Origin of the sequence: Bacillus cereus group sp. MYBK30-2, assembly GCF_051915945.1 — a bacterium.
GTDB lineage: Bacteria > Bacillota > Bacilli > Bacillales > Bacillaceae_G > Bacillus_A > Bacillus_A paramycoides.
In genome coordinates, this window is sequence record NZ_JBQAFR010000001.1 from 1335293 (window position 1) to 1361714 (window position 26422).

Genomic DNA, 26422 nt, shown 5'->3' on the forward strand with positions numbered 1-26422 from the left:
TTTTTTTGATAAACTTTTACAAATTATTTATCTGATGACCTGTATGTTCTATTCTTCCGGCAGAAACTAAACTCTCATTATGAAAAGTTAACTTAAATACATCAGGCATAAGAAGTGTTTTCCAAAAATGAAAATCATATGTAGCATCAAAATAATTCATCAGTAACACCATAATATTCCCATGAGTACCTATTACAATATTCTTCCCCTTATACTTTTCCAATATATTTTGCATACATATTACAGCACGCTTTTGCGCTCCATCATTTGATTCTCCGCCTTCGTATACAAAAGTCCAATCTTCCCACACTTTCTCAATAGCATCATTAAAATCCTCTACTGGATCTTTACTTAATAACCTTTCCCGTAAATCTTCTTCCAGTTGTATTGATAGTTTGTTTACACTTGCAATTCCTTCAACGGTCTGAATCGCTCTTTTGTATGGACTAGAAATAACAACATCAATCTTCTCATCTTTTAACAAGCTTGTTATGTTCTTTGCATCTAGCCACCCCTTTTCAGATAAGGGACGTTCCCTTTCTTCCTTTGTATATGTAGAGTGAGCGTGCCTAACGAAATATATTGTAGTCATAACATCCAACCCTTTCCCATTAAAATCATTTACTTTCAAATCGCAACCTACTTATATGTAAAACCTTATTAACTTTATTACTCATTATTACAACTACTGGCGCTCCTGCCATTAACGCATCTATTCAATTAATTCGGTTAGATATCGGCTAATTCCTTTGAGTACATTTCTTATAAAACAAACAAAAAGATGCTTTATACAAAGCATCTTTTTGTTTACATAATTAAATTATATTATTATAATTTAATTTCTAAATTCTTCACTTGTTATACCATCTCAAATAAAGTAATCTATATTATTTTTTAACTTTCCATAGATTTCTTCATTTTTTCTTGAGTCAAAGAAAAGGTTTGGAGTTCCTGAGCTTTTCTTTAAATTTTTATTATCTGTAATATAGCCTGAATTACTTATTTTCCCCCCTCTATCCCGCTCCGAACATTTCTGATTTCACACTGTATCGTATGGAAAAATTTTATGGATGTGCCTATTAATAACATAACAAAAAAACATGCTGTCATTATGAGAGCATGTTTTGTGATATTCTTCACATTGTTTAGTTAAAAAATAAACCTTTTACTTACCATGATGTAACATTAAATCACTAAGTTCTTCTTCAATGTGATTTAATTTCGCAACGCCTTCTTTCCATTTATGAATATAACGTGAAACTCCAACGAAAAATAAAACAAAAATTGTAGAAAGAATAATACCATACACGATTGCTACAGTACTCATAGTTACACTTCCTTGTAATTAGTTATATTTTTATTATAAACCTTTTTCTTTTAAAATACTTCGATTTCAACTTTTTGTAACAAAATTGATTTTTCTAACAATACAAAAACAGATTTTAATACTAGAAGAAATCTCTTTCAGATCCCTATTAGTATCATTTTTTATCCTACAAAATCACGCATTTCATCAGACATATCTAGAAAATTAGCAAGCCGGATTACGCCTGCGTTATTGACTAATATATCAATCTTTTCGTACTTCTCATATGCATCTTTCGCTACTTCTTTTACAGCGTCAAAATTAGCCACATCAACTACGTAGCTCACAGCATCTAAACCTTTACTAACAATTTCTTTTACAGTGTCATGAACTGTCTCTGAAATATCAACAAGTAACACTTTCGCCCCTAGCTCTGCAAACACATGAGCTATTCCAGCCCCATTCCCCATCGCAGCTCCCGTAACAAAAGCAACCTTTCCATCTAATTTCCCCATTTCATAACCCCCTTATAATCGATAGAACATCTTTACATTTTTATCATACCAAATATTCCCTTACACATTTAAAACATCTCAATTTGTTAAAAAACGTTCAAAAAAGGTAAATTTTTCACAAAATATACAAAACTTCACCATATGTACTATTACCATATGGGTTATATTATTTAATAGAAAAAAGGGGATGATATACTATGACGACTTGGTTTATTGTACTGTTAGTTGTATTTGGGGCATTTAAAATTATCGTTTCTAGTCTTCCAAACTCCGTTATTGAATCCATCATTAGCCGATATGAAACACATCCGCAAATTGATGAAGAGAATGCTACTGTAACGATTAATGGAAATAGTTTAGAAGGCGATAAGAAATCTCAAATTATTAATGATTTTAACGAAGGTTTATTTTTAGATCGCTATTATGCACCACCACAAAATGAGGGCACTCCATTAATTATCAATGCAAAACGTGGCAAAAAAGATTTCATATTTTATATTTATGGTCATGAAGAGCATGTTGACGTTGTAAAACAACATAAAAAGAAAGTGGTTGCTTATAGTTTGCGCTCTAAAAACCTTCAAAATAGTGATATGTTCGTGTCAGCTGATTTAGCTTAATGCTCTTTTATTAATTTCATTTATATATACTAAAAAGGAATCCATAGACATATGGATTCCTTCTTTCATATCCATGAACTCCTTTACATTTTAAGTTGATTCTATACACCCCATAGTAAGTGAATATACATTTTAATAATCGCCTATATTTTCGGATTTACGGTCGATATATTCGAATAATCGCTCATATAATTTCGTGTACTATTGTACGAAATAAAAAGGGTATCACCTAATCAAAAATTTCGACTATGGGATACCCTCTTTTAAAATATAACTCTATTTATTTTTCTTCGCTTCAATTTTCACTTGTGCCTCTTCAGCCTTATCTAATGCTTCGGAAACCTTCTTCTCTTTTTCTTTTACATCATCTATACTATCAACAGCTTTAATTACTTTATCGATTCCTTCTTCATCTACCTTTTTTCGTTTCGCTACTCTCTCATTTACTTTCTCTTCAACGTCTTTCGCTTTTTGAAGCATATCTTCTGCATTTGATTTTACGGATTTTTCAAGTGTATCGTCCTTTTTCTTTTGCAATACTTCATTTGCATCGTCTTTCGCTTCTAAATACTTCCCATCTTTTAATGCTGTTGCACCGTGATCCATTATCTGAGCAACTTCTTTATATGACTTCGCTTCATTTCCTGATTTCTCTTTTTCCGCCTTTTCAAACCACATAATCGCATCACTATATTTTTCATTTTTTAATGATTGCATACCTGTTTCTATATAAGTGTCATAATTACTGCATCCAGTCATTACGACTAACAGAAAAAGCATAACAAAACTTAATTTTTTCATGATGTTTTCTCCTTTTCTTTGCCTGCTCACTTTACTGTAACATACATGAAAAAGAGTTTCAAAAACTAAAATACTAATTTGGTCATTTTTATAATGATAAGTCAAATTTTTATTTTACTTTCTTGTTTCTAAGCCGACACATCCACTTGTTTTTTCGCCACATGTTGCTTCACTCCAACTAATACAACTAACAATAATCCTCCGCCTAATGTCATCATAACAATGCTAGTCGGCAACATATCTAATAATAATCCATATACAATCATCCCAAGCGGTGCGATTGCGGTAGAAATTGTTTCAAGTAAACCAAATACACGCCCTAAATAGCTTGGATCTGTCGTCTTTTGAATATGTACTTGCATCGGTATATTTACGACCATCATTGAAATACCAGTTAGAAGCATAAAAGCGATATAATAAATAAAGCTTGCTATTTTTGGAATAGTGACTAACAATGGGAAAATCGTACATAAACTCAAACTTGCAAATAAAAACAGCCCAACGTAAACCGAGCGAAACAGATTATTCGTCTCCTTACGCACCGATAAAACAATCGCACCAATTAACATTCCGACTGCTAACATTCCCTCTACAGTACCAAGTTGCTTCGAAGATAAATGTAAGTTTTGAACGATAATGTATGGAAGTGCAACAAAAAGTGCACTCGCAAAAAAGTTTACCCATAGCGCTATCTTCATTAGTCCGTATATTTCATGTTGCTGTTTTACATACGAGAAACCTTCTTTTATACTCGTCAAGAAATGCTCCTTATTCTCAGCCACTTCTTTTTTATATAAATCAAATACGATAAATAATTGCACAATAACTGCTAAAAAGAAAGTAATGCTATTTAACAAAAAAAACGATTTGATTGAAAAGAAGCCAAATACAACTCCACCTATAATTGGTGCTAAAATACTTGATAAAGAAGCTGCTGTTTGATTTAAAGCACTCGCTTTTTGAATACGCTCTTCATCCACTAAATTAGGAATAGACGAAGTAAACGCGACAGAATAAAAACTTGCACAAATTGATAATAATGCTGCTGATATATAAATAAAAAGAAGTGATGGCCCAAACGTAGTGGCAAGAATAAACATCATAAGCATCGTTAAACTACTTAATAAGTCCGTACCAATAATAAGCCATCTTCTGTTCACACGATCAGCTACAGCACCTGCAATTGGTCCACATACCATTCTTGGAATCGATCCGCAAATAAGAGTAGTTGCAAACCCCATTCCTGAACCCGTTGTCTTTAATACGTATAACCCCATTGCAAACGTATAAATACCTGCACCTAATAAAGATGTCATTTTTCCAATCATCATTAAAATAATATTTCTCGTTGCAATCTTCATTTTCGAATCATTTTGACCTATACTTACATCCCCCATAATGACACTCTCCTCTTAAAAGTTAAATTGTGTTAAACTTATTATATAATCAACTTTCCAATTTTTACAACAAAAAGTTTAATTGTATTTAACTTTTCAATTATAAAGGAGCAATACTATGGCTACCCTCGGCGAAAAAATTAAAACGTTACGAAAAGAAAAAAAGCTTACTCAAACTGAGCTAGCAGGTTCAGAACTGACAAAAAGTATGCTAAGTCAAATTGAAAACGGAAAAGCTACACCTTCCATGAAAACATTACAATATATCGCTGAAAAACTTGGATGTGAAACAAGTTTTTTATTAGAAGATGATGATGTAGAAATTGTAGAACTCATTCAACAAATGGAACAACTAATAAAAGCAAATAAGTGTGACGAAGTATATGAGACTTTACTACCTATCGTTCAAAAAGAGCTACCTCTGACTTTAAATACTGCTCGTTTATATAAACAATTTGTAACAGCTGCAGCTATAATGAAAGATTACAACATTGAATATTACGTTGAAAAGGCTACTTCTATTTTTGAAAAATATACTTTATACCGTGACAGTACGGAAACAAAATTAAAATTATCTTATACGATATTCACACGTAAAAAGTATGCTGAATGTTTACAACTTATAGCTAGTATCCGAAATGACTATGAAGAGAAACATTTAGAAATGGATCTCATTATACATATCGAGTTATATTTATATGAAGCCATCATTTTACTAGCATGTGGCGATTATGCAAAATGTGAAAAAAACATATTAGAGGCACTTGCATTTTCAAAAAAACATCAAGTGTATTATAAAACAGATGAATTTTACCGTATTTTATCTTACCAAAAAATCATTACGGCTGATAAAGAACAATATTTACACTACATAAAAAAATCTGAGCAATTTGCCATTTTTACAGAAGATACTTTATCGGCTGCGATTATTGATATTTTAAAAGCTTACTACTACAACACAATTACTAATGAATATACACTTGCATTAGAACATCTAGAACAATTTCGAGAAAAACTAAAAGATGAGCCAATTTTTCAAGACGACGGGTTGTATTATCTTGAAAAAGGAAAAGCTTTGTACGGCTTAAAACAATATGAAGAAGCTTTAAAAACATTGCAACGCGCTATCATGCCAGATTATATGAATCATCCACTTGATCAAGCATGGCTTACAACAGCAGGTTCATATCGTGCCCTTTGTTACGTCAAACTTAATGATAAAAAAAGCGCTCTTGAAGAAGCAACAAAAGCAAATCAAATTATACAATCTTATCCGGATTCTATTTTCTCTGCATTTATTAAAGAAACATTACAAATAATACAAAAACTTTAAGAATGTCTCTAAATGGTATATTACCCCTCCTTTTTAGCAAAGATAATAATGATGGGAGGAATATAAATGAATATACAACGCGCAAAAGAGCTTTCTGAGTCCTCAGAACAATCCAATGTCAGTTTTCAAGGCATGCCTGTTATGATTCAACACGTTGACGAAAGCAACGAAACCGCCCGCATATATGAAGTAACAAATCCAGAACGCGAATTAACAGTTCCAGTTAATAGCTTAGAGGAAATATAAGCAATGCCACTTCAATTTTCTGAAGTGGCATTTTTTTATTTTGAATTACTTATTAGCCTTCGCAAGCAAAAGATACGACAATATTGAAGACAGCACATACGTGAACCACTTATGTTTCCTGGAACATTGCATATGAACGGAATTCCAATTGAAGCAACCATTATCGATTATAGTGCTGGTGGTTGCCAAGTCCAAACAAACACCCCACTCACAACAGACCAAATTATACAAGTTACAGTGTAAGACCGTAATATTCAAAAATAAGAAACGTAAGTGTGCTGGATTCAAAAAAAGGTCGTAAAATATATGCTGGATTAAAATTTACCGCATAAAAAGAAAAGAAGCCTCGTGCTTCTTTTCTTTTTATTACGTGCTAAAATACAAACTATGAACTGATTTTAAAGGGGGAAAATGTATGGAGAACACTCCACAAAAAACTAGTCCTTATTATGCAGTTATATTTACTTCTAAACTATCAAATGACACAACAGACTATAGTACCGTTGCCGAAAAGATGGAGGAACTTGCAAAACAGCAACCTGGATTTCTAGGCGTAGAAAGCTCACGTGATTCATCTGGACTAGGGATTACAATTTCTTATTGGGAATCACTTGAAGCGATTGAAAATTGGAAAAAGAACGTCCTACATATAGAGGCGAAAAAAAGAGGGCGTGAGCAATGGTATGAAAACTTTCATTTACGAATTTGTCTTGTAGAGAAAGAATATAAGTTTCCAGGAGAAGTTTTGTAACTATGAAGAAAAAATTAGCTATCATTGTTGTTCATGAAATATACGGTGTGAATGATCATATGCAGTATGTTATAGACCACTTTACATCATCTAATACAGATGTATTCTGTCCTAACCTTCTACAACTGCAAAATTCATTTCATTATAGTGATGAAGAAAAAGCGTATCAACATTTTATGAACTATATTGGATTTGATTATGGAAAAAAACAAATTAACGAGATTATTACTAGCCTTTCGAATGATTACACACATATAGGGCTTATCGGGTTTAGCGTTGGGGCAACAATCGCATGGCTCTGTAGTACGAATTCAAAAATAGATTTTATCATCGGATGTTACGGTTCACGTATACGCGACTATTTACAAACAAAACCTACTTGCGCTACTTTACTTATTTTCCCTGAAAAAGAAGTGAGTTTTTCAGTACCCTCCTTGATCAAAACATTACAGCAACAAGACAATCCATTATTAGAAATAAAACAACTACATGGTGATCATGGATTTTTAAATCCGTTTGCGGTAGCATATAACGAACAATCTACAAGGCAAGTATACAATATAATAGATTCATTTCTTATGAAAACTATCTCGTAAAGGAGTTTCATATGTCACTGACATTACTTTTGCTCATATTCATAATAATTCCCTTTATTTCAGTATTAGCTATCATTTTTATGACAGTAAAAAAAGGAACATTTTTAAACCGACCACACTTACAATCATTCATCGTATGTACTCTATTTTTTGCGAATTGGATATTATATTTAACAAATTTTTATTCATTACTACCTGAGAAAGTTAGTCGATTTATATTTCTACCTATTTGGTTTTTCCTTTGCGTCTTAGGCTTCATCGTTTTCGTACGCGAATGGAAAAATAATCGGGTTTTCTCCATATCTATCGGGTTTCTTTCTTTTATTAGTTTTTTATTTGGATTATTATTGTTAGTTCTTTCGGGAATGTAACTGTTGCAAAGAGGTTAAAAAACCTCTTTACAACAGTTTTTTACGTACCATAACTAAAGGAATTATTAAATATAAAGCATAAGCAATAACCATCCAAATAGTAAATGATATGATTTGCTGTGAGGATAACTGTGAGAATATATTAGAAGAGTTGTACAAAATGTAAGAATCTAAAATTAAACCAATTGCTGTACCACATATACCTAGCTTAATAACTGCATATTTCGAAGTGTCTAGTTTTTGATATACCCACATTACAAAGTATAACGCTATAGCTGTTCCTATCTGGAGTACCGTCATTTGTAGAAAAAATCTATTTGAAGTGTATTCTAATAAAACTGACGAACCGAAAATAATGAAGAATGCTACTGCAAAAAACCAAACCCCAATAGAAAATAAAATAGTGAGCCATAGTTTATTATTCACTACCATTCCCTCCCTTTTGCAATCTCATAAATGTTTCTAAAAGCAAAGACAAATCGTCATATATTCTTTCTGTAGAAAAAGATGGATTAAATAAAGCTTGCAATGCCAATCCGTCAATTAATGCATTACATAGAATGCTCCACGTTTCAGTTGAAATTTGAGATGTCATTGTATCTCCTACTTTTTCATCTAAAACTCTTTTTAATTCTTGATTTTCATAATGTAACAGTTCACCAATTTTATCTTTCATCGCATCATTTTGTAGCCCACTAGCTACTAATTGAAAAAACAAATGATGATACATTGAATCTTTCACACATCTACTTTTGGCAGATTGTAAAGCCTTTTCTAACTGTACATCCTTCCCTATTTGTTCCCACGATGCTTTACAAAACGATTCAGTCACTTCAAGTAATAATTGATCCTTCGTTTTAAAATGATAATATACAGTTCCTTGTGTAACTTGAGCATTCTCTGCGACTGCTTTTAACGTTAATTTTTCCATCCCGTGCTCTGCAATAATTTCGTTCGCTGCTTCTAGCAACTTCTGTTTGTTAACAACATTCGGTTTTGCCACTTAAATCACCACCTTTTAAGTTAGTTGACTGACTAACTTAAATTATACAGAAAAATTAGATAAAATAGAAGGAAGAAAAACCCAACATCAACTTTTCTTCCTTCTATTTTTCCCTTTAGATTTCACTGTCACTGATTCACAAGGTGTATAATAAATTTGCGGTGTTGCCTTATCAACAAACATCATAAACGTAATGAATCCAATAATAAAGAAAACAAATAACGTTAATAAAATAGCACCTATCGTTAAAAGTATCATAACACCACCCCTATATGCTTCATATTATTACACTGTTCGCTATTATATGAATGGAATCCTTGTTAGAAAAAAAAACGTAACAAAATAATCACAATGACTCCTGTTAATACTGTCCCTAATAAACTACGAGTATATATCGCTACGAAAAAAGTCGGAATTGCCGCAATGATATAATCCCACTGCACCGTCTCGTGCATAAATAATACTTGAGCTAAAAGTGCTGCTAATATCGCAATTGGTATATAATTCAACCATTTCAAACCCCAATCTGGAATTTGAAGTTTACTAAATACGAGAAGAGGTAAAATACGTGGTACGAGTGTGACAGCTCCTGCCGCAATTAAAAGTAATAATATATCTAATCTTATTTCCATTTTTCAATCACCACCCCTATAGTCGCGGCTAACAGCGTTGCAATAATAACTGCTATACTATCTGGCATAAACAAGTGTGAAACGTATGCAATAATAATAGCTACAATTGCAACAGTAAGATGAATTGCTAGTTTCGGTTTACTACTTATTAATTGAAGAACAAATAATCCGATAAACATTGCTGGTAATGCATAGTCCATCCCGTACGTATGAGGATCTGGTATCCATTCACCAAAGAGCCCGCCGATAATTGTAGCGATAATCCAATTTAAATATGCTGTTACGTTTAGTCCCAGCATCCACCTTTCACCTAAATAGCCTTTTTGCGCTGCGTGCTGTACTGCAACACCGAAAGTTTCATCTGTAATTTGCGAACCAATTATTAAGTTTTTAAATAGAGGAATTTTCGTGAAGTAAGGTGCAAGCGCAGCGCTCATTAATAAGTGGCGTAGATTAACAAAAAATACTGTAAAAATGATTGCCGAAGCCGGAGCACCCGCCGCGTACATACCTGCTAATATAAATTGGGCGGAACCTGCATAAATTAAAGTGGACATAAAAGCAATTTCTATAACAGAAAAACCAGCTGTCTTTGCAATCACACCAGCTGCTATACCGATGCTTAAATATCCAAATACAGTTGGTAAACAATCCTTTACGCCTTGTTGAAATGTATCGTCGCTCTGCAATGTCATATGTGCCTGAGCTTTACTCACCTTTTTCTCCCTCCATTTCTTCCATACTTCGTTTTCCTGTTACAACATGAACTAAATCTATATTTTCACGCCATAATGTATCTAACTTATCAGCCCCAAACTCTTTCGTAATTTCTTCCACCATAATATCGTGTCGAACATACTCCGTAGCAACAAGAACTAAAGCTGGATCATATGTTGTAACTGCCCATGAAGTGCTATCATTTGAAAAGTTAGCAATTAAAACTTCTTCTCCATCACGCGCGATAACAGTTAAATGACCACCCATTCTCTTTTCAACAACGTGAGGCGTCATATAATTATGATGAAATGTCGCTCCTATTTTTGTTTCTGGGGCACCAAATAAGATTGAAAATATATGTACTCCTTCCGCTTCCTTTTTATGAATAAACGGTTCAATCTCATGCACTTGATCTTCCCATACAGAAATCCATAACTCTTCCTTTGCTCTATTAATTATATTGCATATTTCTTTCAAGACACGATCATTTGAGCGAATATGCGAAATTACATCTATTTGTCGCTCTTGCTCTAAACAATTTAATTTTTGGTCTAAAAATTCAAAGGATCTTTCAAAATCTTTTCGCATTCTATTCATTAATTCAGTAGCTACTACAGGTACGTATTTCACTGGTTCAGAAGGAACTAAATGCACTGCACCTTTATCCATCAACTTACCGAGTACCTCATAAATCATTGAACGGGGTACTCCTGTTTGTTTACTAACTTCATAACCTGTTGCCGGATAATGTTTTAATAGGCCAATATATGCTTTACATTCATATTGAGAAAAACCTAGCTTTTGTAATTCTTTTATAATTTCATCCATTAGTAATCCCTCACAAACTATATAGCTCTAAACTTCACTCCCAAATAGTAGTTATTGCTATAGCTACTAATATAAAAAAGAAACCTCACACAGTCAACTGATGATTCTGAATTTTTAACCACAACTTATTTTTACTCATAAAAGAAAGACTCCCGCTATCGGGAGTCCCTTATCTCAATATTTCATTCGCTTCTTTTTCATAAATTTTATCAAACGAAGTCATAATACGCTGCGATGCTTGAATCATCTTTTGATTTGTCATAAGATCTGCCATTTCTTTCGTCATATCTACATTTGAATTTTCTAGCATATGATTTTTTACAATCCCTGTTCCGCTCGGTAAATCAGTAATATTCCCTTCTGCTAGTGTAAAGCTTTTATTTTCACGTTGTACGAGGCGAGCGTTCGTTTCTGCATCTACTGTTTTCGTTTGCAAGCGGGCAATATTATTTTGTGTTACTTCATCGTATAATGTACCGTCTGCTTGTACAGCCACCTTTGCTCCTTCTGGAATACGAATACGTTCATTATTCTCACCCATTACGAAAGCACCAGATGCTGTTTGTAAATAACGATCACTATTTAATGTAAAACTACCGTCTCTCGTTAAAAATGTTTCATCATTTTTAGATGTAACGAAAAATGATGATGTGCCAGCCGTACCGTCATCTAAGAAGAAATCTGTAGCACTATTTGTAATTTGTACATTTCCCTGTACTAAGTTCACATGACTCGCAGCTGGTACTACAGCGTAATCGACCGAACCGATATTTGTCGTAGCTCCATCTCCGCGGCGATATGTGTCTTGTACATCAAATACTTTAGAAGTCATATTTTCTGCTTTAAATCCTGTCGTTTGGGCATTTGCAACGTTATTCGAATGAACATTAATATGCTGCATGTAATTCATCATACCCATAGAACCTATATAAAGACCGTTCATACTCGTTTGAATAAGGCAAGCGCCTTATTCTTCACCTCTTTTCTTACGATGTTTGTAACATTTGTTTTGCTAAATGTTCAGCTGTAGCGATATGTATATGTTGCTTCACATCTTGTCCGTCTGTCATTAATACAATTGGAGCCGATGAAACTGCTGGAATTTTCAACAATTCACCACTACTCGCTGTTTCATCAAATTTCGTAAACACGATACCATCAATATGAATATCTTTAAAGTTCGTAATGATTTCAATCATGTCCTTACTTTTCATAGAAGCTGATAACGTTAAACAAATATAATCTGGCTCTACTTGCCCCATCGTCTCAATCATTTCTTCAACCGTTTCTGACGTACGATAATTTTTTCCGGCTGTATCTATTAAAATATAATCGACGCGCGCTTCTTCTTTAAAATAAGTAAGCGCCCGTGTCATTGCGGATTCATCTCGCACAGCAATTACTTCTGATCCAATTGTTTTTACATAATCTTGTAATTGCTGCACTGTCCCAATGCGAGAGTGGTCTGTCGTAATAAAACCAACCGTTTTTTTCTTCCCATGAAACTGCCATGCCATTTTTGCAAGTGTCGTCGTTTTTCCGACTCCTGTTGGACCAATTAATGCAATTGTTTGTACCTCTTTTTCAAATACGTTTTCCGTATTGAAATGAGATCTCATATCTTCCAATATGTATCCGATCACTTCTTCTTCCGTAATCATCGTTGCACTCTCAAACTTCACTTTTAACTTTTCAGCATATGCATGAATAAAATATTGTTCCACATCATTTTGCTCTAACATCCGAATTACTTTTTGAATAATAAACGGTACAGATTCCTGCTTTTCGTTTTTTATAGCTACCTCTTCTTTCTTTACAGGAATAGCTTGTTTCACAGCAGGTTGTTTTTTCGTTACTTTCGTCTCCTCCGTATGTTTCACAACGACGATTCCTTTTTCAAACAGTTGTAATAGTTTTTCTTTTTTTCTTGCCCATTCTTCACTATTTCCTGTTTGCATCGCCGCGTATGACATAGGAGTCGTTACGTTTTCTAAATTGTGTAGTACTGATTGAATTCCATTCGCCTTCACGATTTCTTCTGAAGGCTCACCTACAACATCCATTAATTGTTCATGAAATTGAGCTACGCCTTCGTTACTTTCTTCCTGTTTATCTTCAGGAAAAGCGACTAACATTTCATAATTCTTTTTCCAGAAAAACGGGATGTTTCGTTTTACACTTTCATCGACAACGTAGTAATAATCTGTACCATATTGGTCAAATAATTTTCGATACAATTCATTTTTCGAAGCTGCTTTTATTCGCATTAACGCTTCTTTTTTTTCTGTACTTTCCATTACTTCACCCCCTACTATTCAATATAAGCAATTTGATCTACAACAATTTCTGGTGCTAATTCGCTAATACATAATACTTTAGCTTCTATTTGATAACGCTCAAGAAGTCTCACAATCGCAAATCTGAAATCTTTTCTGCGCGTTAATAATACTGGCTCTCTTCCCATTAAACGAGCTTGTTTGAAGACGCGCTGTACTTGCTCTACTACACGTGTTTCTAAATCTAAATCCCAGTTTAATAAATAACCTTGATATGAATTATTAACAACATCTGCATCTAACTCGATTGAATCAGAGAATAGCGCTGCATAAATTTTCCCATCAGGATTTTTCGCACTCTCACAAATAACTTTTGAAATACATTCACGAACAAATGCCGTTACACCATCAACATGGTTTTGATAAATTTCTTTCCCGTCAATAATACCTTCAATAATTGTCGGTAAATCACGGATCGAAATGCCTTCTTTCAGCAGTTGTTTAACAACATTTTGAACGAGTGATAAATCGATTTCTTTCTTTTTAATCTCTTCTAATAAAACGCCATTATCAGTTTCAAGCGATTGAATTAAATCTTTCACATGTTGACGCTGAATTAACTCGTGAAGGTTACGTCTAACGACAACATCTAAATGCGTAATTAATATGCTAAGTGGCTCTAACACTTGATAGCCTTTCATTTGTGCATCTTGTACCATATGCTCCAAAATCCAATATCCATCTTCGCCGAAAATTGGATCTTTCGCTGGTTCTGCATCTAAATCAGCCATTACGTTCGGTGTTTTCAGTGCTAATAAATAACCTGATTTTAATACACCTTCAGCCGCCTTCGCACCTTTAATACGAATAATGTAACGTCCGCGCGGTCTAAAACTCGTATTATCTTTAAAGTTAATTCCAGGAACGTTAATTCCAAGGTCAGTAATAATCGACTTCCTCATAAGAACAACTTTATCACGAGCTGTTTCCCCATTAATTTTCTGCTTTACAAGTGCCGCTAGATCTAATCCGAGCTCTACGATAATTGGATATTTATCTGTAAAGACTCCGAATGAATCTTCCACTTGTTGCAGTTGCTCTTCATCGCCTTGAATCATTTCTAATTCTTTTTGAAGCTCGTCTTCTTTTTCTTTCTTTATTCGTTTTTTATTACGAACTCCTAAGAAAATAACCGTGCCTCCAACGAGTGCAAATGGTAGAAATGGTAGCGGAGTAAAAATACCCATCGCGATAAATAAACCACCGAGCGCATATACAACAACTTCATGCGCTAATAACTCTTTAAAGATTCCTTCAGTTACTGTATCAGATGAACCGTCAAATACACGCGTTACGATAATACCTGTTGAAATCGCAAGCATTAACGAACCAATTTGGTTTACAATTCCGTCACCGACAGTTAACTGTGTATAATGAAGAGCCGCATCTGCAAAGCTCATTCCTTGCTGCATCATACCTACAATTAAACCGAAAATAATGTTAACGAATAAAATGACAATCCCGAAAATAACGTCCCCTTTAATGAACTTTCCGGCACCATCCATCGCTCCGTAAAACTCTGTTTCCATATTTAATTTTTTTCGTTTTGCCTGTGCGTCTTTTTCTGTAATAATACGCTGGTTCAAGTCAGCATCGATAGACATTTGTTTCCCTGGTAAAGAATCAAGTGTAAAACGGGCTGCAACTTCAGCTGTACGAGACGCACCGTTTGCAACGATAAACTGGAAAATGATTAATACTGTAAAAATAACAATACCAATTAATAAGTTCCCACCAATTACAAACTGGCCAAACTCTTCAATAACATGACCAGCATTTCCGTCTGTTAAAATCGCACGCGTCGTCGAAACGTTAATCGATACGCGGAAAATTCCGATTAATAACAACATCGTCGGAAATGACTTTAATTCATCCCACTCGTTAATACTTGTCGCTCGCATATAAATAAGCACTGACATACTTAATAGAAAAACGATAATGATATCAAGTATAAATGGTGGAAGTGGAATTAAGAGCGCCACAACGAATGACGCTGCTAAAAAGATAGAAAAATAGGTTCTTGCAGAATCTATCTTAAACAAAGAGATCTCCTCCAAACGCGCTACTATACTTCAAGTTCATTCGTTTGAATTAAATAGCGCATAACTTCAATTACAGCTACGTATAAATCTTCTGGAATCGTCTCGTCTTCCTCGACTTGATAATATAAAGAACGAGCGAGCGGACGGTTTTCCACCATTGGTATTTCTTGTTCACGGGCAAGCGTTCGTATATATAATGCGAGCTCATCTTCCCCTTTTGCAACGACAATTGGCGCCGCATCAACGTGTTTATTGTAACGAAGTACAACCGAGATGTGCGTCGGGTTATTCACAATAAACGTTGCGCCATCCATCTTCTTCGCAATTGTCCTTTGCAAAATAGCATGCATAAAGTTTTTTCGTTTCCCCTTTACTTGCGGGTCCCCTTCATTATCTTTATGCTCTTGTTTCACTTCTTCTTTTTTCATCTTAATATCTTGTTCGTACTCCCATTTTTGATAAATGAAATCAATAATCGAAAGGACGATTAAAATAATTAAAATAGCTAAAAAGATAAATTTAATTTGCCTAATAATTTCAGTAAGTGACGCTGTCCAGTTAAATCCAATCATACTAACGATTTTCTCTAAATTCTTTTTAAAGAGAACATACGCAACGTAACCGATTAACCCCATATAAAATAATGATTTCAAAATATCTACTAAACTTTTACGACTAAACAATCTCGTAAAATAGTTTTTTGGATTAATACGTGACGCTTTCGGCTTAATTACTTTAGAAGAAAATAAGAAACCGACTTGAATCATATAATTGAATAAATGAAAGGCGTATACGAGTATTAATATAGGAGCTGATACTTTCAGAAGTAATATGCCCATTAAATAAAAATACTCGGTCGAATCTGTATTTTTTCCAATTTGATCAAACAGCACCGCTACGGAATTCGCAATCTCATAACCGAGCCAATCTCCAAAAAAATAAACGACAACTGCTAATACGAGAATGGAAAATAAATTATTTAAATCTTTACTCCGGGCGATATTCCCTTCTTCACGCGATTTTTTACGCTTCTGCGGGGTGGCCTTTTCTGTTTTATTATCCTTTGCCATGCGCGTCCCCCTACTTCGTTAAGAAAAAGTTAAATAGTTTCGTATACTCTTCCAATAATACGTCTGTCATATTTTTAAACACATAACCGAGCATCGGTACGCTCATCGCAATAAACAAAATACCACACGTAATTTTAATCACGTACGCATTCATAAAAACGTTTAACTGTGGTGCATTTTTTGCGATTAATATAAGGACAAAATTAATGATGAATAAGCTGCCCATAAGCGGCAAAGCAATTTCAACCGCTGATGTAATCGCAAATAATAACGTTGCGAGTAGACTATCTAAAAAACTAGCCGTCAACAATTTTGAAATCGCCTCTGTATATTGAAACGACTTTAAAATCGTGGCAACGAAATAGTTAATGCCGCCAAGTGAAATAAAAATAATGAGAAAAAATATATCAAAAATTGTTGATAGTAAAGTAGACTGTGATCCTGCATTGACATCAAACAAACTTGCCTGTGATAAACCGATATCAAAGTCTAAAATATGCCCTGCCATTTTCGGAATGTTCCACAGCATCTCGACAATTTTTGAAAGTGATAATCCAATTACAATTTGCGTTCCTGCATAAGCAGCTACATCCCAAACTGTCTTTATGTGGGAGACATCAACTTGATCGGCAACTGTAATGGAAAGACCGAGCCCAAATGTAACCTTTGCCATCGCCGGAATTGATCGCCCTGAAAAAAACGGTAAAAAATATAAAAATGAAGTAATGCGGCAAAACGCAAAAAACGTCGCCGCCCATAATTCCATATTCATTTCAGTTCACCTATCTTAGTACGAACGCAATAGCGATGGAATTTTATCAAATAAATCTAAAATTAGCGTCGTTAACTCTTGAAACATCCACGGACCTAAAATGATAATAACGAGTACAATACTCGCCATTTTCGGTAAAAACGTCAGCGTTTGCTCTTGAATTTGCATCATAGCCATAATGACAGCGATAATAATAACGACAATCATACTTACACCGGCAACCGGCATTAAAATCATAACCCCTTTATAAAAAAAGGTTTGAAAAATATCTATAATTGGTGATGTATTCATTTATATGACTCCTATCACATAGCATCAAACGCTTCAGGCGACCGTTTTAAACATAATATCGACGATTTTTGTATATCCACCTAAATATACGAAAACGAGTATTTTAAATGGCAAACTTAAAATCATCGGCGGTACCATCATCATCCCAAGGTACATTAAAAGTGTACTAATAATTAAATCAATAAAGACAAACGCTAAATAAATGAACATCCCCGTCAATAGCCCTTTTTGAATTTGCGTTAACGTAAAGGATGGTACGAGCGTAAATAGTGAAAGATCTTTCATATCTTTCGGCAACTCTTCTCCGCGCACTTTCAGCATCATCTTCAAATCATGCTTATATGTATGCTTCGACATATACTCTTTCATAATTGGAGCTGTCGTCTCCGCAGCTTGACTTACTGTTATTTTTTCTTTCGTCATCGGGTCCCACACATCACTTTTTAACTGTCCAAGCACTGGTTGCATCGTAAATAGTGATAAAAATAAAGCGAGTCCAACAAGCACTTGGTTTGGTGGTAAATTCATAACCCCAAGCCCTTGACGAGTAATCCCAAGAACGATCATAAAATAAGTAAAATGCGTAAATAAAAGAACGATAGAAGAAGATAATGATAGAAGGGTAACGAGTGCAAATAGTTGTACACTTGAATTGCTCGTAAACTCTTTTCCATTTTCGAAATTAATAAAACCGTTCGGGGCTGCATACGCTGGATTTACAAAAACAAATGAAAAAATAATAGAAAATACGAAAATAACGGCAAATAACGATAACTGTTTCTTTATTCTCATGATGGATCCTCTACTTTTTTCGTTTCACTCTTCACCGCGTCTTCTAGCGCTTGTTGAAACTGATTTCCTGTTCCTGTTAACTGCACAGATTGTACACCGTTATTACTTATAACAGTAAACACTTGCTTCCCGTCCACTTCAAACAAAAAGGCACTCGTTTGATGATTTAAAAAAACGCCGTCTTTCACTTGAATATGGCCGTTTTCACCTTGCTTAAAAAACTGCTGTTTGCGCGTCTTTTTCGTCATATAATACGCACCATAACCGAGCGCACCAAACAGTAAAACGACTTGAAATAAGGTCGTCATATACGACATATGACTCCTCCTCTACTCTTTATCCTGCATTTGATTTTGCGCCTTCATAAGCGCTGCATGTTTCTTGTCAGCTTCAATTTCAGAAATAATAATGCCGAACTTCTCGTCCATTACTATTGCCTCACCAATACCGACTTTCATATCACTTAAATATACATCTACTTTATGTCCTAAATTTTTCTCTACTTCAAGAACATCGCCGACTTTTAATTGCTTCACATCACCAAGCGTAATAGATGACTTACCAAGCTTTACTCCAAGTTCAATCGAAATATCTGAAACGGTATCAATATGCGCTTTACCCGCTTCATTTCGCTTCCCTGCAAATTCTTCTAATCCCATTAATGACACAGGAGATACTTCATGCTTCATATGGATCCTCCTACTCTATAAAACTTTTAAATAGGAGCGCCTTACGCGTTCCATCTTTCCCGATAAAACAATTAAATTTATGTTTTCCATCTACATATCCACGTAGTTGGTCCGTCACTTTCGTTTGAAGCGGAATAATATCGCCTTCTTCAATTTGCTCAATCTCACCAAATGTCATCTTTTGCTCACCAATCGCAACGTGAACAGGTTTGTACACTTGATTTACTTTCACTTCTACTTCAGACGTATATTTTTTACGCTTATCTGAAGAATGTTCGACAATATTTTCAGACGTTAACTTATCCATAATTTCTTCAACAGATAAGAACGGAATACCAATACGAATTGTCGTATTCCAAAACTCTGTTTTCATATTTACGTTCAGTAATGAAATAATATCGCTCGCTGTTGTAATCTTTAGCGCATTCGGATCTGTCTCCGTCGTTACAAACTTCGGTTCAATCGCAACAACGCTTTCAAATGATTGCTCTAAATTTTTACAAAGAAGAGTAAATATATTATCGAGAGTTAAAAACTCAAACGCCGTTAACGGTCTGCGCATCGTAAAGTTACGCTTACTATCTCCGCCAAGCCAGCATTCATGAATATATATAACGAACGCTAAATCAATCTCAATAACAATTTCTCCAAGCTCTGGTAAACCTAGATCTATCACGCAATATAAATAATAATCTTTCGGCATTTTCTCCACATACTCACTCGTAAATGGAACTTGCTCAACAGTCGAAGGCTCGAGTTCAATCGGAATACGCATACGCGCTGACAACGTTTGTGACGTCTGCTTGCCAAAAGTAGACGCAATCGCCTGCAAACTACGTAAATGCTCAACACCGAACTTCTCCGGTCTATTAAAATCATACTCTTGAAATTTATCTTGCTTCCCTGCTTCTTGTGCGAAAGCTGGCATTTCCTCGCCTTCATTTACCGCCTTCAGCAGGGCATCAATTTGCTCTTGGCTTAATTTTTCGCCACTCATGACAATCCCCTTCCCTACCTTTTCAATTCAACGATTTCAACGTACATTTTTCCATTCTTCGTCAAAATCTTTCCGGTTCCAATCTCTTCATTTTCAAGCATAAGACGCACCGTATTTTTCGTTGAATTTTCAAGACGATACAATGTACCTTTCGTAATATGAAGCAGATCTTCAATTTTCTTTTTCGTATTTCCGATTTCAAAATAAATTGTTAACGGAATATCATCTTGTAATTTCAAATCTAGCCAACTCCCATATCATGTTCACGAAAATTTCATGTTCTCTCTATATATGAAATTTCTTATTTTGAAACGTCGATATTTAATATTTTTTTAATATATCCTTGCGTTTCTTTAAATGGCGGTACGCCTCCGTACTTTCTCACATTACCAGGGCCCGCATTATAAGAAGCAAGCGCCAATACTAAGTCGCCGTTATTTTTCTTTAAATAACCGCTTAGCTCTTTCACGCCGCCTTCAATACTTTCAGCTGGTGAAAATGGATTTTTTATACCCATCTCTTTCACATTCGCTGGCATAAGCTGCATCAGCCCCATCGCCCCTGCATGTGACACCGTTTTCGGATTAAAATCAGACTCTACTTCAATCATTTTTTGAATTAACGTTTTCGGAATTCCATATGTATTACTTACACGATCAATAATATCCTCATACTTACCTTCATTGGAAGAACGTATTTTTTGAATATTATACTTCTTCGTTAATCCCCACGTATCAGCAGGCTCATTTTTCGTTTCTGGGAAACGTCGTTCAAACTCTTTTTGCGCGACTTGCACTTCATCCACTTTCTTCGTTTCAGCTTTCTCCGTCTCCTCAGGCTTACCCGCTTCCTCTACTTTATTAATAGATTCTTCCGGTTTATTAACAACCGTTTCTATTTTCGTAGACTGTACCGGCTGACTCATATCCTCTACTTTTGCCGGCTGCGTAACAACTTTCGTCTCCTTCGCAGGTTCACTCTGTAATTGATCTTGAAAACGGCTACTAACGAATGCCTGCGGACTACTTAACTTTTGCTGAATCTGTCCTTTTTTATATGCAAGAACTTCTTTTACTATATTTCCAACTACCATAATATCACCTTTTCGGTAAACAAAGATATTCTAATATTAGAGTTTTTTTTAAAAGTTTGCAATAATCCTTTTAATAATTATGTAATAAAAAAATGAATATATTGTTAAACTGTTATTTTTTTATATTTATTAATTCGAATTTTTAGTTGACACCCGTTATAGCAAGGCTTACAATAAATCTCGAAATTGATTTTTTCGCATATTACCGTTTTTCAATTTGCAGAAAAGTCAATATAAAAAAATGGGGGTTCTTAACATGAGAATTAATACAAACATTAACAGCATGCGTACGCAAGAGTACATGCGTCAAAACCAAGCAAAAATGAGTAACGCTATGGATCGTTTATCAAGCGGTAAACGTATCAACAACGCTTCTGATGATGCAGCAGGTCTTGCAATCGCAACTCGTATGCGTGCACGTGAAAGCGGATTAGGTGTTGCTGCTGATAACACGCAAAACGGTATTTCTTTAATCCGTACAGCTGATTCAGCATTAGGTTCTGTATCTAACATCTTACTTCGTATGCGTGACCTTGCAAACCAATCTGCAACTGGTACAAATACTGCTGAAAACCAAACAGCTTTACAAAAAGAATTTGGTGCATTAAAAGAACAAATCGATTATATTGCTAAAAATACTCAATTCAATGATACAAACTTACTAGATGCAGCTAAAACTGCTCCTAAAGAAATTAAGATTCAAACTCTTGATTCTGATGATGCTAGCAAACAAATTAGTATTACACTGAATGGTGCTACTCGTGAAGCTTTAGGAATTGATACTTTATCAATTGAAGGAACTACATCAGAAGCTCCTGCTGGAGTGAAAACTATCACTGATGCTATATCTAAATTTAAAGCTGATTACGGTAAAGCTGGTGCTTCACAAACAGAAAAAAATGATGCTTTCACTGCACTAAAAGCTGCTTGGAATACAGCTAAGAAAGATTACACAACTACTACAGGTCTTGATGATGCAATTACTAAGTTTGATCCAACAAAAGACGCTGCAACTGCTTTTGATGCCGGCCTAGCGGCAGCTGTAGCTAAGCCAAATACTGATGTATCAAATGCATTAGGAGCGGTTAAACAAATTGATGAGGCTTTAAAAACAATTGCTACTAATCGTGCTGATCTCGGAGCTACTCTTAACCGCCTTGACTTTAATGTAACAAATCTTAAGAGCCAATCAACAAGTATGGCGAACGCTGCTTCTCAAATCGAAGACGCTGACATGGCGAAAGAAATGTCTGAAATGACTAAGTTCAAAATCTTGAACGAAGCTGGTATCAGCATGCTTTCTCAAGCAAACCAAACTCCACAAATGGTTTCTAAATTATTACAATAATCCATTTGAGTTAGCTTTATGAACAAACCTCTCTGCTTGCGGAGAGGTTTGTTTTTTTATGAGTGATTTTTTAAAGTTTAAATTGTTAACTGAAGTTGCACTTAGTATGGTTTCACAAGCTAATCAAATTCCGCAAATGGTTTCGAAGTTATTACAGTCTTAAATATAACCTTTAAAACTATTAAAATAACTTCATAAAAAATAAAAAGTGGGATACATACGTGCTATGTATCCCACTTTTATATCAACTTATCCTTTATAAATAAGTTCCTCCGCTAAAGAAGTAAACATTTCCCCAACGAGTGAATCTTCGTCATACACACATGAACCATTATTTTCTTCACGTTTTGCAAACGGTATTTGAGCGATTACTTCTGTTTGCAGTTGTTCTGCTAGCATTTCACCGCCGCCTTTTCCGAAGAGATAGTTTCTTGAACCATCTTGTTCTTCGTAATATGCCATATTTTCAACGATACCTAAAATATCGTGTTTCGTATATTTTGCCATTACTCCTACTCTAGAAGCGACAAATGAAGCGACACTATGAGGCGTCGTAACGATAATTTCTTTCGCTTGCGGAATCATCGCAGCGACATCTATCGCAACGTCTCCTGTTCCAGGTGGTAAATCAAGAAGAAGATAGTCTAGTTCTCCCCAGTGGGTATTCGCAAGGAAGTTTTGAATCCATTTGTTTAACATCGGCCCTCTCCACATTACTGGGTTATTACCATCTGTAAAGAATCCCATCGACATAATTTTAACACCGTGACTAACGACTGGAATTGCGGTTTGATCGATCATTGTTGGCTTTTCATTCGTTTCCATCATAGCTGGAATACTGAATCCGTATATATCTGCATCTAAAATCCCAACCTTTTTGCCCATACTTGCTAACGCAGTAGCAAGATTAATCGTCACAGTTGATTTTCCGACGCCGCCTTTTCCGCTTGTTACAGTAATAAAACGTACTCCTGAATCAGGTCGCAGCATACTAGGCATACCTATTTCTGTTCTAGCCTCTTTTTTTAACGATGCTGTTAATGTTGCTCGTTCTTCTGGCGTCATTGAACCGAATGTTAAAGAAACTTTCGATGCACCAATATTTCGAAGAGAGTCTTCAATATCTTGTTGAATTTTCGCCTTTAACGGACAGCCTTGAATCGTTAAAACTACTTCTAGCCCAACCTCTGTACCATCTATCTTTATATTTCTGACCATGTTTAATTCCACAATACTTTTGTGTAACTCTGGATCTTCCACATGACTTAAAGCGTTCATAATTTGTTCGTGAGTAATCATCATACACATTCCTTCCATTATAGTCATTTCGCCTGATGGAAAAAGTCTCCGCTTTTCCCACCCGTTTTTTGCACTAAATACGTTTCTTTCATGACCATCGTTTTATCAACAGCTTTACACATATCGTAAAAAGTAAGGGCAGCGATTGATACGGCCGTTAATGCTTCCATTTCTACCCCTGTTTTCCCACTGCATGTTACTGTAGCTCGTATAATCAACTCATACCCATTACTTGTCTTTTCATACTGGAACGTAAAGTCCGTTCCTTGGATTAATATCGGGTGACACATCGGAATAATATCGGCTGTTTTTTTAGCACCGATTATGCCAGCAACTTGCGCTACTTGGAGCGGATCACCTTTTTTCAATCCGCCATTTTGAATGACTTGGAATAATTCATCTGATAAAGAAATTGTACTTTGCGCAACAGCTGTACGTGTTGAAATACCTTTTTGAGAAATATCCACCATTTTAGCTCTTCCTTCTTCGTTCCAGTGCGAAAACTCACTCATAATAATCCTCCTCGCTATATAAAAAATACGGTATTCAAGTAGAAAGAATTAACCTCCACTTACAGGTGGGATAAACGCTACTGTATCTCTGGCTTTTACGATATCTTCGTCCGTTACAAATTCTTCGTTAATCGCTACCATAACTTTATCTAACGTCTGTAATTGATACTTATCTTTCAACCATTTTTTTAATTGATGAACATTCATCTCTCGTTTTTCGATTATTTCTAACCTCTCTGAACCGACTTCTTCTCGTAAATTTGCGAACAGTAAAATTGTAATCATCTTCTCAGTCTTCTTTCTTTGGTTTTTCTTCTGGATATGGAGTATTTTCAAGTTGATCTCCAATCCACTTCGTTCCATCTTCCCAAAATTCTTTTTTCCAAATTGGGACGATTCTCTTTATACGTTCAATTGCGTATTCATTCGCTTCGTACGCCACTTTACGATGTGGTGACGATACTGCAATGACAACTGCGATATCCATTATTTCTAGTCGACCTACTCGGTGCGTGATTGCTATTCTTGCATCCGGCCACTGTTTCTTAACTTCCTCTCCAATTTCAGTAAGCTTTTTTACTGCCATCGGTTTATATGCTTCATACTCAAGATGTAACGTTCGTTTTCCTTTCGTTAATTCTCTTACCGTTCCAATAAAAGTTGTAATTGCCCCTGCTTCTCGTCTTGCTGCTTTATTCGTTACTTCTTCGACTACAATCGGAGTATCGACAATTTCAAATCGTGCTTGTCCCATCAAAACCTCTCCCTACTTTACGGAATGTCCACGGCCATTCACTACCTTCGTTATCTTCTAATAAGAGAATGTCTACAAACATCCCTTTCTTATATCCTCTCGTACCGCCTAGTAGTACGATAAAAATGTTTGATTCTGCTAAAGAAGAAACGGAACTAGATTTATCGAATCCTGATGGATAAGCAACTAGTTGTCCTTCGTTATACTGGAGCTTTGCTCGTACAAATCTTGTAAATGGATTCGGTTTTAGAAAATCTTCTCCGAGTATTGCTTTTTCTCGTTTTACATGTGGTTTTTCACTAAACATATACGCACGTATGCTAGGTTTTACGAATAATTCAAAACCTACGTAACAAGCAGAAGGATTACCTGATAATCCGAATAATAATTTTCCTTTTAATTGCGCTACAGTCGTAACGCTTCCCGGCCGCATTGCAACTTTATTAAAGAGAACTGATGCACCTAATTTTTCATATATAGCTGGCAAGTAGTCATAATCCCCTACTGATACACCACCAGTTGTAATTAACATATCAACTTCGCTTAACGCTCTTTTCACTGCTTCGTAGCACGTATGAAAATCGTCACTAAACTTCCCAAAGTATTTTACTCTTCCACCTGCTCTTCGAATTTGAGACGATATCATATACGTATTACTATTTCGGATTTTTCCTGCTTGTAACGGTTCATCAACATGAAGAAGTTCACTCCCTGTCGCTAATAGTCCGATGACAGGCTTTTTCGCTACTGGCACTTCGCTGTAACCAAATGTAGCAAGAAGAGCTGAAATACCTGGATTAATGTAACAACCTTTTTTGGCGAGAACTGTTCCTTTATGTGCATCTTCACCTTGAAAGGATATATTGTCCCCTTCTTTAAATGAGCGTTTCACTTCCATATAGCTTTTTCCGATATTCTCATATTGACGATGACGAGTCAGTTCTAGCATGACGACTGCATTACATCCTTTCGGAATTTGTGCCCCTGTCATAATTCGAACTGCTTGAAACGCTCCTACTTCTTTATGGAATACGGAACCTGCCCCAATTTCCCCAACTACTTCGAATACAATTGGATTCTCATGATTTGCCGATGTCGTATCTTCTGCCCTAATTGCATAGCCATCATATGGCGAGCGATCGAAGGAAGGGACATCGTGATCCGCTATTAAATCATCTGCTAATGTACGCCCGTATGCTAATTCCAGTGGTACTAATTCTTTTACACCACGATTAGCAAATTCCATTACTTTACGAACAGCCTCTTCAACTGTAATCGGCACTCTTCTTTCCATCATTACCAATCCCTTTC

General features: G+C 35.3%; 35 protein-coding genes and 3 pseudogenes. 9 read left to right on the forward strand and 29 right to left on the reverse strand.

What is annotated here, in order from left to right; all coding sequences use genetic code 11:
- Positions 1 to 16 precede the first annotated feature (16 nt).
- The 4 genes and pseudogenes from ACTFQM_RS06910 to ACTFQM_RS06925 form a co-directional block, all read right to left on the reverse strand.
- Positions 17 to 592, reverse strand: a complete 576-nt coding sequence (locus tag ACTFQM_RS06910) for a histidine phosphatase family protein (protein ID WP_440033868.1) — start codon at positions 590 to 592, stop codon at positions 17 to 19.
- A gap of 324 nt (positions 593 to 916) precedes the next feature.
- A pseudogene (locus tag ACTFQM_RS06915) lies at positions 917 to 1043 on the reverse strand (cupin domain-containing protein); the annotation flags it as partial.
- A 122-nt stretch (positions 1044 to 1165) separates the two neighbouring features.
- Entirely contained in the window at positions 1166 to 1327 is a 162-nt protein-coding gene (locus tag ACTFQM_RS06920; protein WP_002171285.1) for a hypothetical protein, read from the reverse strand.
- Positions 1328 to 1497: 170 nt separating this feature from the next.
- A pseudogene (locus tag ACTFQM_RS06925) lies at positions 1498 to 1821 on the reverse strand (SDR family NAD(P)-dependent oxidoreductase); the annotation flags it as partial.
- A gap of 197 nt (positions 1822 to 2018) precedes the next feature.
- On the opposite strand from ACTFQM_RS06925, the gene ACTFQM_RS06930 reads away from it, so the two are divergent.
- Positions 2019 to 2441: a YfmQ family protein gene (locus tag ACTFQM_RS06930; protein WP_440033869.1), complete on the forward strand. Its 423-nt coding sequence runs from the start codon at positions 2019 to 2021 to the stop codon at positions 2439 to 2441.
- A gap of 276 nt (positions 2442 to 2717) precedes the next feature.
- On the opposite strand, the gene ACTFQM_RS06935 is transcribed toward ACTFQM_RS06930, so the two are convergent.
- Together ACTFQM_RS06935 and ACTFQM_RS06940 are read right to left on the reverse strand one after the other, a co-directional pair.
- Positions 2718 to 3242: a hypothetical protein gene (locus ACTFQM_RS06935; RefSeq protein WP_440033870.1), complete on the reverse strand. Its 525-nt coding sequence runs from the start codon at positions 3240 to 3242 to the stop codon at positions 2718 to 2720.
- Positions 3243 to 3370: 128 nt separating this feature from the next.
- A complete protein-coding gene (locus ACTFQM_RS06940) occupies positions 3371 to 4639 on the reverse strand; it encodes an MFS transporter (RefSeq protein ID WP_440033871.1) in 1269 nt (422 codons plus the stop codon).
- A 118-nt stretch (positions 4640 to 4757) separates the two neighbouring features.
- Between ACTFQM_RS06940 and ACTFQM_RS06945 the strand changes: the two genes are divergently transcribed.
- From ACTFQM_RS06945 to ACTFQM_RS06970, 6 genes and pseudogenes are all read left to right on the forward strand, one after another.
- Positions 4758 to 5972, forward strand: a complete 1215-nt coding sequence (locus tag ACTFQM_RS06945; RefSeq protein ID WP_440033872.1) for a helix-turn-helix domain-containing protein — start codon at positions 4758 to 4760, stop codon at positions 5970 to 5972.
- Between the two features lie 66 nt (positions 5973 to 6038).
- Positions 6039 to 6218: an H-type small acid-soluble spore protein gene (locus ACTFQM_RS06950; RefSeq protein ID WP_400527402.1), complete on the forward strand. Its 180-nt coding sequence runs from the start codon at positions 6039 to 6041 to the stop codon at positions 6216 to 6218.
- 87 nt (positions 6219 to 6305) lie between these two features.
- A pseudogene (locus ACTFQM_RS06955) lies at positions 6306 to 6550 on the forward strand (PilZ domain-containing protein); the annotation flags it as partial.
- An 83-nt stretch (positions 6551 to 6633) separates the two neighbouring features.
- Positions 6634 to 6969 (forward strand): antibiotic biosynthesis monooxygenase family protein, encoded by a 336-nt coding sequence (locus ACTFQM_RS06960; RefSeq protein ID WP_440033873.1) that lies wholly within the window; start codon positions 6634 to 6636, stop codon positions 6967 to 6969.
- 2 nt (positions 6970 to 6971) lie between these two features.
- Positions 6972 to 7565 (forward strand): dienelactone hydrolase family protein, encoded by a 594-nt coding sequence (locus ACTFQM_RS06965; protein WP_440033874.1) that lies wholly within the window; start codon positions 6972 to 6974, stop codon positions 7563 to 7565.
- An 11-nt stretch (positions 7566 to 7576) separates the two neighbouring features.
- Entirely contained in the window at positions 7577 to 7936 is a 360-nt protein-coding gene (locus tag ACTFQM_RS06970; RefSeq protein ID WP_440033875.1) for a hypothetical protein, read from the forward strand.
- A gap of 27 nt (positions 7937 to 7963) precedes the next feature.
- Here the strand turns inward: ACTFQM_RS06970 and ACTFQM_RS06975 are convergent, their stop codons facing one another.
- The 18 genes from ACTFQM_RS06975 to ACTFQM_RS07060 form a co-directional block, all read right to left on the reverse strand.
- The gene (locus tag ACTFQM_RS06975) at positions 7964 to 8362 is read right to left on the reverse strand and encodes a DUF5367 family protein (protein ID WP_440033876.1); all 399 of its coding nucleotides are present in this window, start codon (positions 8360 to 8362) and stop codon (positions 7964 to 7966) included.
- Complete coding sequence (locus tag ACTFQM_RS06980; RefSeq protein WP_440033877.1) at positions 8355 to 8939, reverse strand: TetR/AcrR family transcriptional regulator; 585 nt, start codon at positions 8937 to 8939, stop codon at positions 8355 to 8357. Before ACTFQM_RS06980 ends, ACTFQM_RS06975 begins: the two co-directional genes overlap by 8 nt.
- Before the next feature lie 87 nt (positions 8940 to 9026).
- Entirely contained in the window at positions 9027 to 9197 is a 171-nt protein-coding gene (locus ACTFQM_RS06985) for a DUF3951 domain-containing protein (protein WP_440033878.1), read from the reverse strand.
- A gap of 62 nt (positions 9198 to 9259) precedes the next feature.
- The gene (locus tag ACTFQM_RS06990) at positions 9260 to 9571 is read right to left on the reverse strand and encodes an AzlD domain-containing protein (protein ID WP_025150586.1); all 312 of its coding nucleotides are present in this window, start codon (positions 9569 to 9571) and stop codon (positions 9260 to 9262) included.
- Entirely contained in the window at positions 9562 to 10266 is a 705-nt protein-coding gene (locus tag ACTFQM_RS06995; RefSeq protein ID WP_218652234.1) for an AzlC family ABC transporter permease, read from the reverse strand. Before ACTFQM_RS06995 ends, ACTFQM_RS06990 begins: the two co-directional genes overlap by 10 nt.
- A 13-nt stretch (positions 10267 to 10279) precedes the next feature.
- Complete coding sequence (locus ACTFQM_RS07000; protein WP_440033879.1) at positions 10280 to 11116, reverse strand: TrmB family transcriptional regulator; 837 nt, start codon at positions 11114 to 11116, stop codon at positions 10280 to 10282.
- Between the two features lie 169 nt (positions 11117 to 11285).
- Positions 11286 to 12059, reverse strand: a complete 774-nt coding sequence (locus ACTFQM_RS07005; protein ID WP_440033880.1) for a flagellar basal-body rod protein FlgG — start codon at positions 12057 to 12059, stop codon at positions 11286 to 11288.
- A gap of 43 nt (positions 12060 to 12102) precedes the next feature.
- The gene (flhF, locus tag ACTFQM_RS07010) at positions 12103 to 13413 is read right to left on the reverse strand and encodes a flagellar biosynthesis protein FlhF (RefSeq protein WP_098473058.1); all 1311 of its coding nucleotides are present in this window, start codon (positions 13411 to 13413) and stop codon (positions 12103 to 12105) included.
- A 14-nt stretch (positions 13414 to 13427) separates the two neighbouring features.
- Positions 13428 to 15494, reverse strand: coding sequence for a flagellar biosynthesis protein FlhA (gene flhA / locus ACTFQM_RS07015; protein WP_440033882.1), 2067 nt, complete (start codon positions 15492 to 15494; stop codon positions 13428 to 13430).
- Between the two features lie 23 nt (positions 15495 to 15517).
- The gene (gene flhB, locus ACTFQM_RS07020) at positions 15518 to 16564 is read right to left on the reverse strand and encodes a flagellar type III secretion system protein FlhB (RefSeq protein ID WP_440033884.1); all 1047 of its coding nucleotides are present in this window, start codon (positions 16562 to 16564) and stop codon (positions 15518 to 15520) included.
- Between the two features lie 10 nt (positions 16565 to 16574).
- Positions 16575 to 17336, reverse strand: coding sequence for a flagellar biosynthetic protein FliR (locus tag ACTFQM_RS07025; protein WP_440033886.1), 762 nt, complete (start codon positions 17334 to 17336; stop codon positions 16575 to 16577).
- Positions 17337 to 17351: 15 nt separating this feature from the next.
- Positions 17352 to 17627 carry a flagellar biosynthetic protein FliQ gene (locus tag ACTFQM_RS07030; protein ID WP_001098085.1) on the reverse strand — a complete coding sequence of 92 codons (276 nt, stop codon included), beginning with the start codon at positions 17625 to 17627 and terminating at the stop codon, positions 17352 to 17354.
- A 33-nt stretch (positions 17628 to 17660) separates the two neighbouring features.
- The gene (locus tag ACTFQM_RS07035) at positions 17661 to 18419 is read right to left on the reverse strand and encodes a flagellar type III secretion system pore protein FliP (RefSeq protein ID WP_071720846.1); all 759 of its coding nucleotides are present in this window, start codon (positions 18417 to 18419) and stop codon (positions 17661 to 17663) included.
- A complete protein-coding gene (locus ACTFQM_RS07040; RefSeq protein WP_000121171.1) occupies positions 18416 to 18736 on the reverse strand; it encodes a hypothetical protein in 321 nt (106 codons plus the stop codon). Before ACTFQM_RS07040 ends, ACTFQM_RS07035 begins: the two co-directional genes overlap by 4 nt.
- Positions 18737 to 18748: 12 nt before the next feature.
- A complete protein-coding gene (fliN, locus tag ACTFQM_RS07045; RefSeq protein WP_002011996.1) occupies positions 18749 to 19108 on the reverse strand; it encodes a flagellar motor switch protein FliN in 360 nt (119 codons plus the stop codon).
- Positions 19109 to 19118: 10 nt separating this feature from the next.
- The gene (gene fliM, locus ACTFQM_RS07050; RefSeq protein ID WP_440033887.1) at positions 19119 to 20105 is read right to left on the reverse strand and encodes a flagellar motor switch protein FliM; all 987 of its coding nucleotides are present in this window, start codon (positions 20103 to 20105) and stop codon (positions 19119 to 19121) included.
- A gap of 14 nt (positions 20106 to 20119) precedes the next feature.
- A complete protein-coding gene (locus tag ACTFQM_RS07055; protein WP_000775712.1) occupies positions 20120 to 20344 on the reverse strand; it encodes a flagellar motor switch protein FliN in 225 nt (74 codons plus the stop codon).
- A 62-nt stretch (positions 20345 to 20406) separates the two neighbouring features.
- The gene (locus ACTFQM_RS07060; RefSeq protein WP_440033888.1) at positions 20407 to 21198 is read right to left on the reverse strand and encodes a transglycosylase SLT domain-containing protein; all 792 of its coding nucleotides are present in this window, start codon (positions 21196 to 21198) and stop codon (positions 20407 to 20409) included.
- A gap of 256 nt (positions 21199 to 21454) precedes the next feature.
- Between ACTFQM_RS07060 and ACTFQM_RS07065 the strand changes: the two genes are divergently transcribed.
- Together ACTFQM_RS07065 and ACTFQM_RS07070 are read left to right on the forward strand one after the other, a co-directional pair.
- Positions 21455 to 22546, forward strand: coding sequence for a flagellin N-terminal helical domain-containing protein (locus ACTFQM_RS07065; RefSeq protein WP_440033890.1), 1092 nt, complete (start codon positions 21455 to 21457; stop codon positions 22544 to 22546).
- Between the two features lie 58 nt (positions 22547 to 22604).
- Positions 22605 to 22709 carry a flagellin gene (locus ACTFQM_RS07070; protein ID WP_372465134.1) on the forward strand — a complete coding sequence of 35 codons (105 nt, stop codon included), beginning with the start codon at positions 22605 to 22607 and terminating at the stop codon, positions 22707 to 22709.
- 86 nt (positions 22710 to 22795) lie between these two features.
- On the opposite strand, the gene ACTFQM_RS07075 is transcribed toward ACTFQM_RS07070, so the two are convergent.
- The 5 genes from ACTFQM_RS07075 to ACTFQM_RS07095 are packed head-to-tail and all read right to left on the reverse strand — an operon-like array spanning position 22796 to position 26405.
- Complete coding sequence (locus tag ACTFQM_RS07075; protein ID WP_440033893.1) at positions 22796 to 23848, reverse strand: P-loop NTPase; 1053 nt, start codon at positions 23846 to 23848, stop codon at positions 22796 to 22798.
- A 20-nt stretch (positions 23849 to 23868) separates the two neighbouring features.
- Positions 23869 to 24357, reverse strand: coding sequence for a cyclic pyranopterin monophosphate synthase MoaC (gene moaC / locus ACTFQM_RS07080; protein ID WP_440033895.1), 489 nt, complete (start codon positions 24355 to 24357; stop codon positions 23869 to 23871).
- 48 nt (positions 24358 to 24405) lie between these two features.
- Entirely contained in the window at positions 24406 to 24642 is a 237-nt protein-coding gene (gene moaD / locus ACTFQM_RS07085) for a molybdopterin converting factor subunit 1 (protein ID WP_440033897.1), read from the reverse strand.
- Positions 24643 to 24646: 4 nt separating this feature from the next.
- Complete coding sequence (locus ACTFQM_RS07090; RefSeq protein ID WP_440033899.1) at positions 24647 to 25111, reverse strand: molybdenum cofactor biosynthesis protein MoaE; 465 nt, start codon at positions 25109 to 25111, stop codon at positions 24647 to 24649.
- Entirely contained in the window at positions 25092 to 26405 is a 1314-nt protein-coding gene (locus ACTFQM_RS07095) for a molybdopterin molybdotransferase MoeA (RefSeq protein WP_440034398.1), read from the reverse strand. Before ACTFQM_RS07095 ends, ACTFQM_RS07090 begins: the two co-directional genes overlap by 20 nt.
- Positions 26406 to 26422 lie beyond the last annotated feature (17 nt).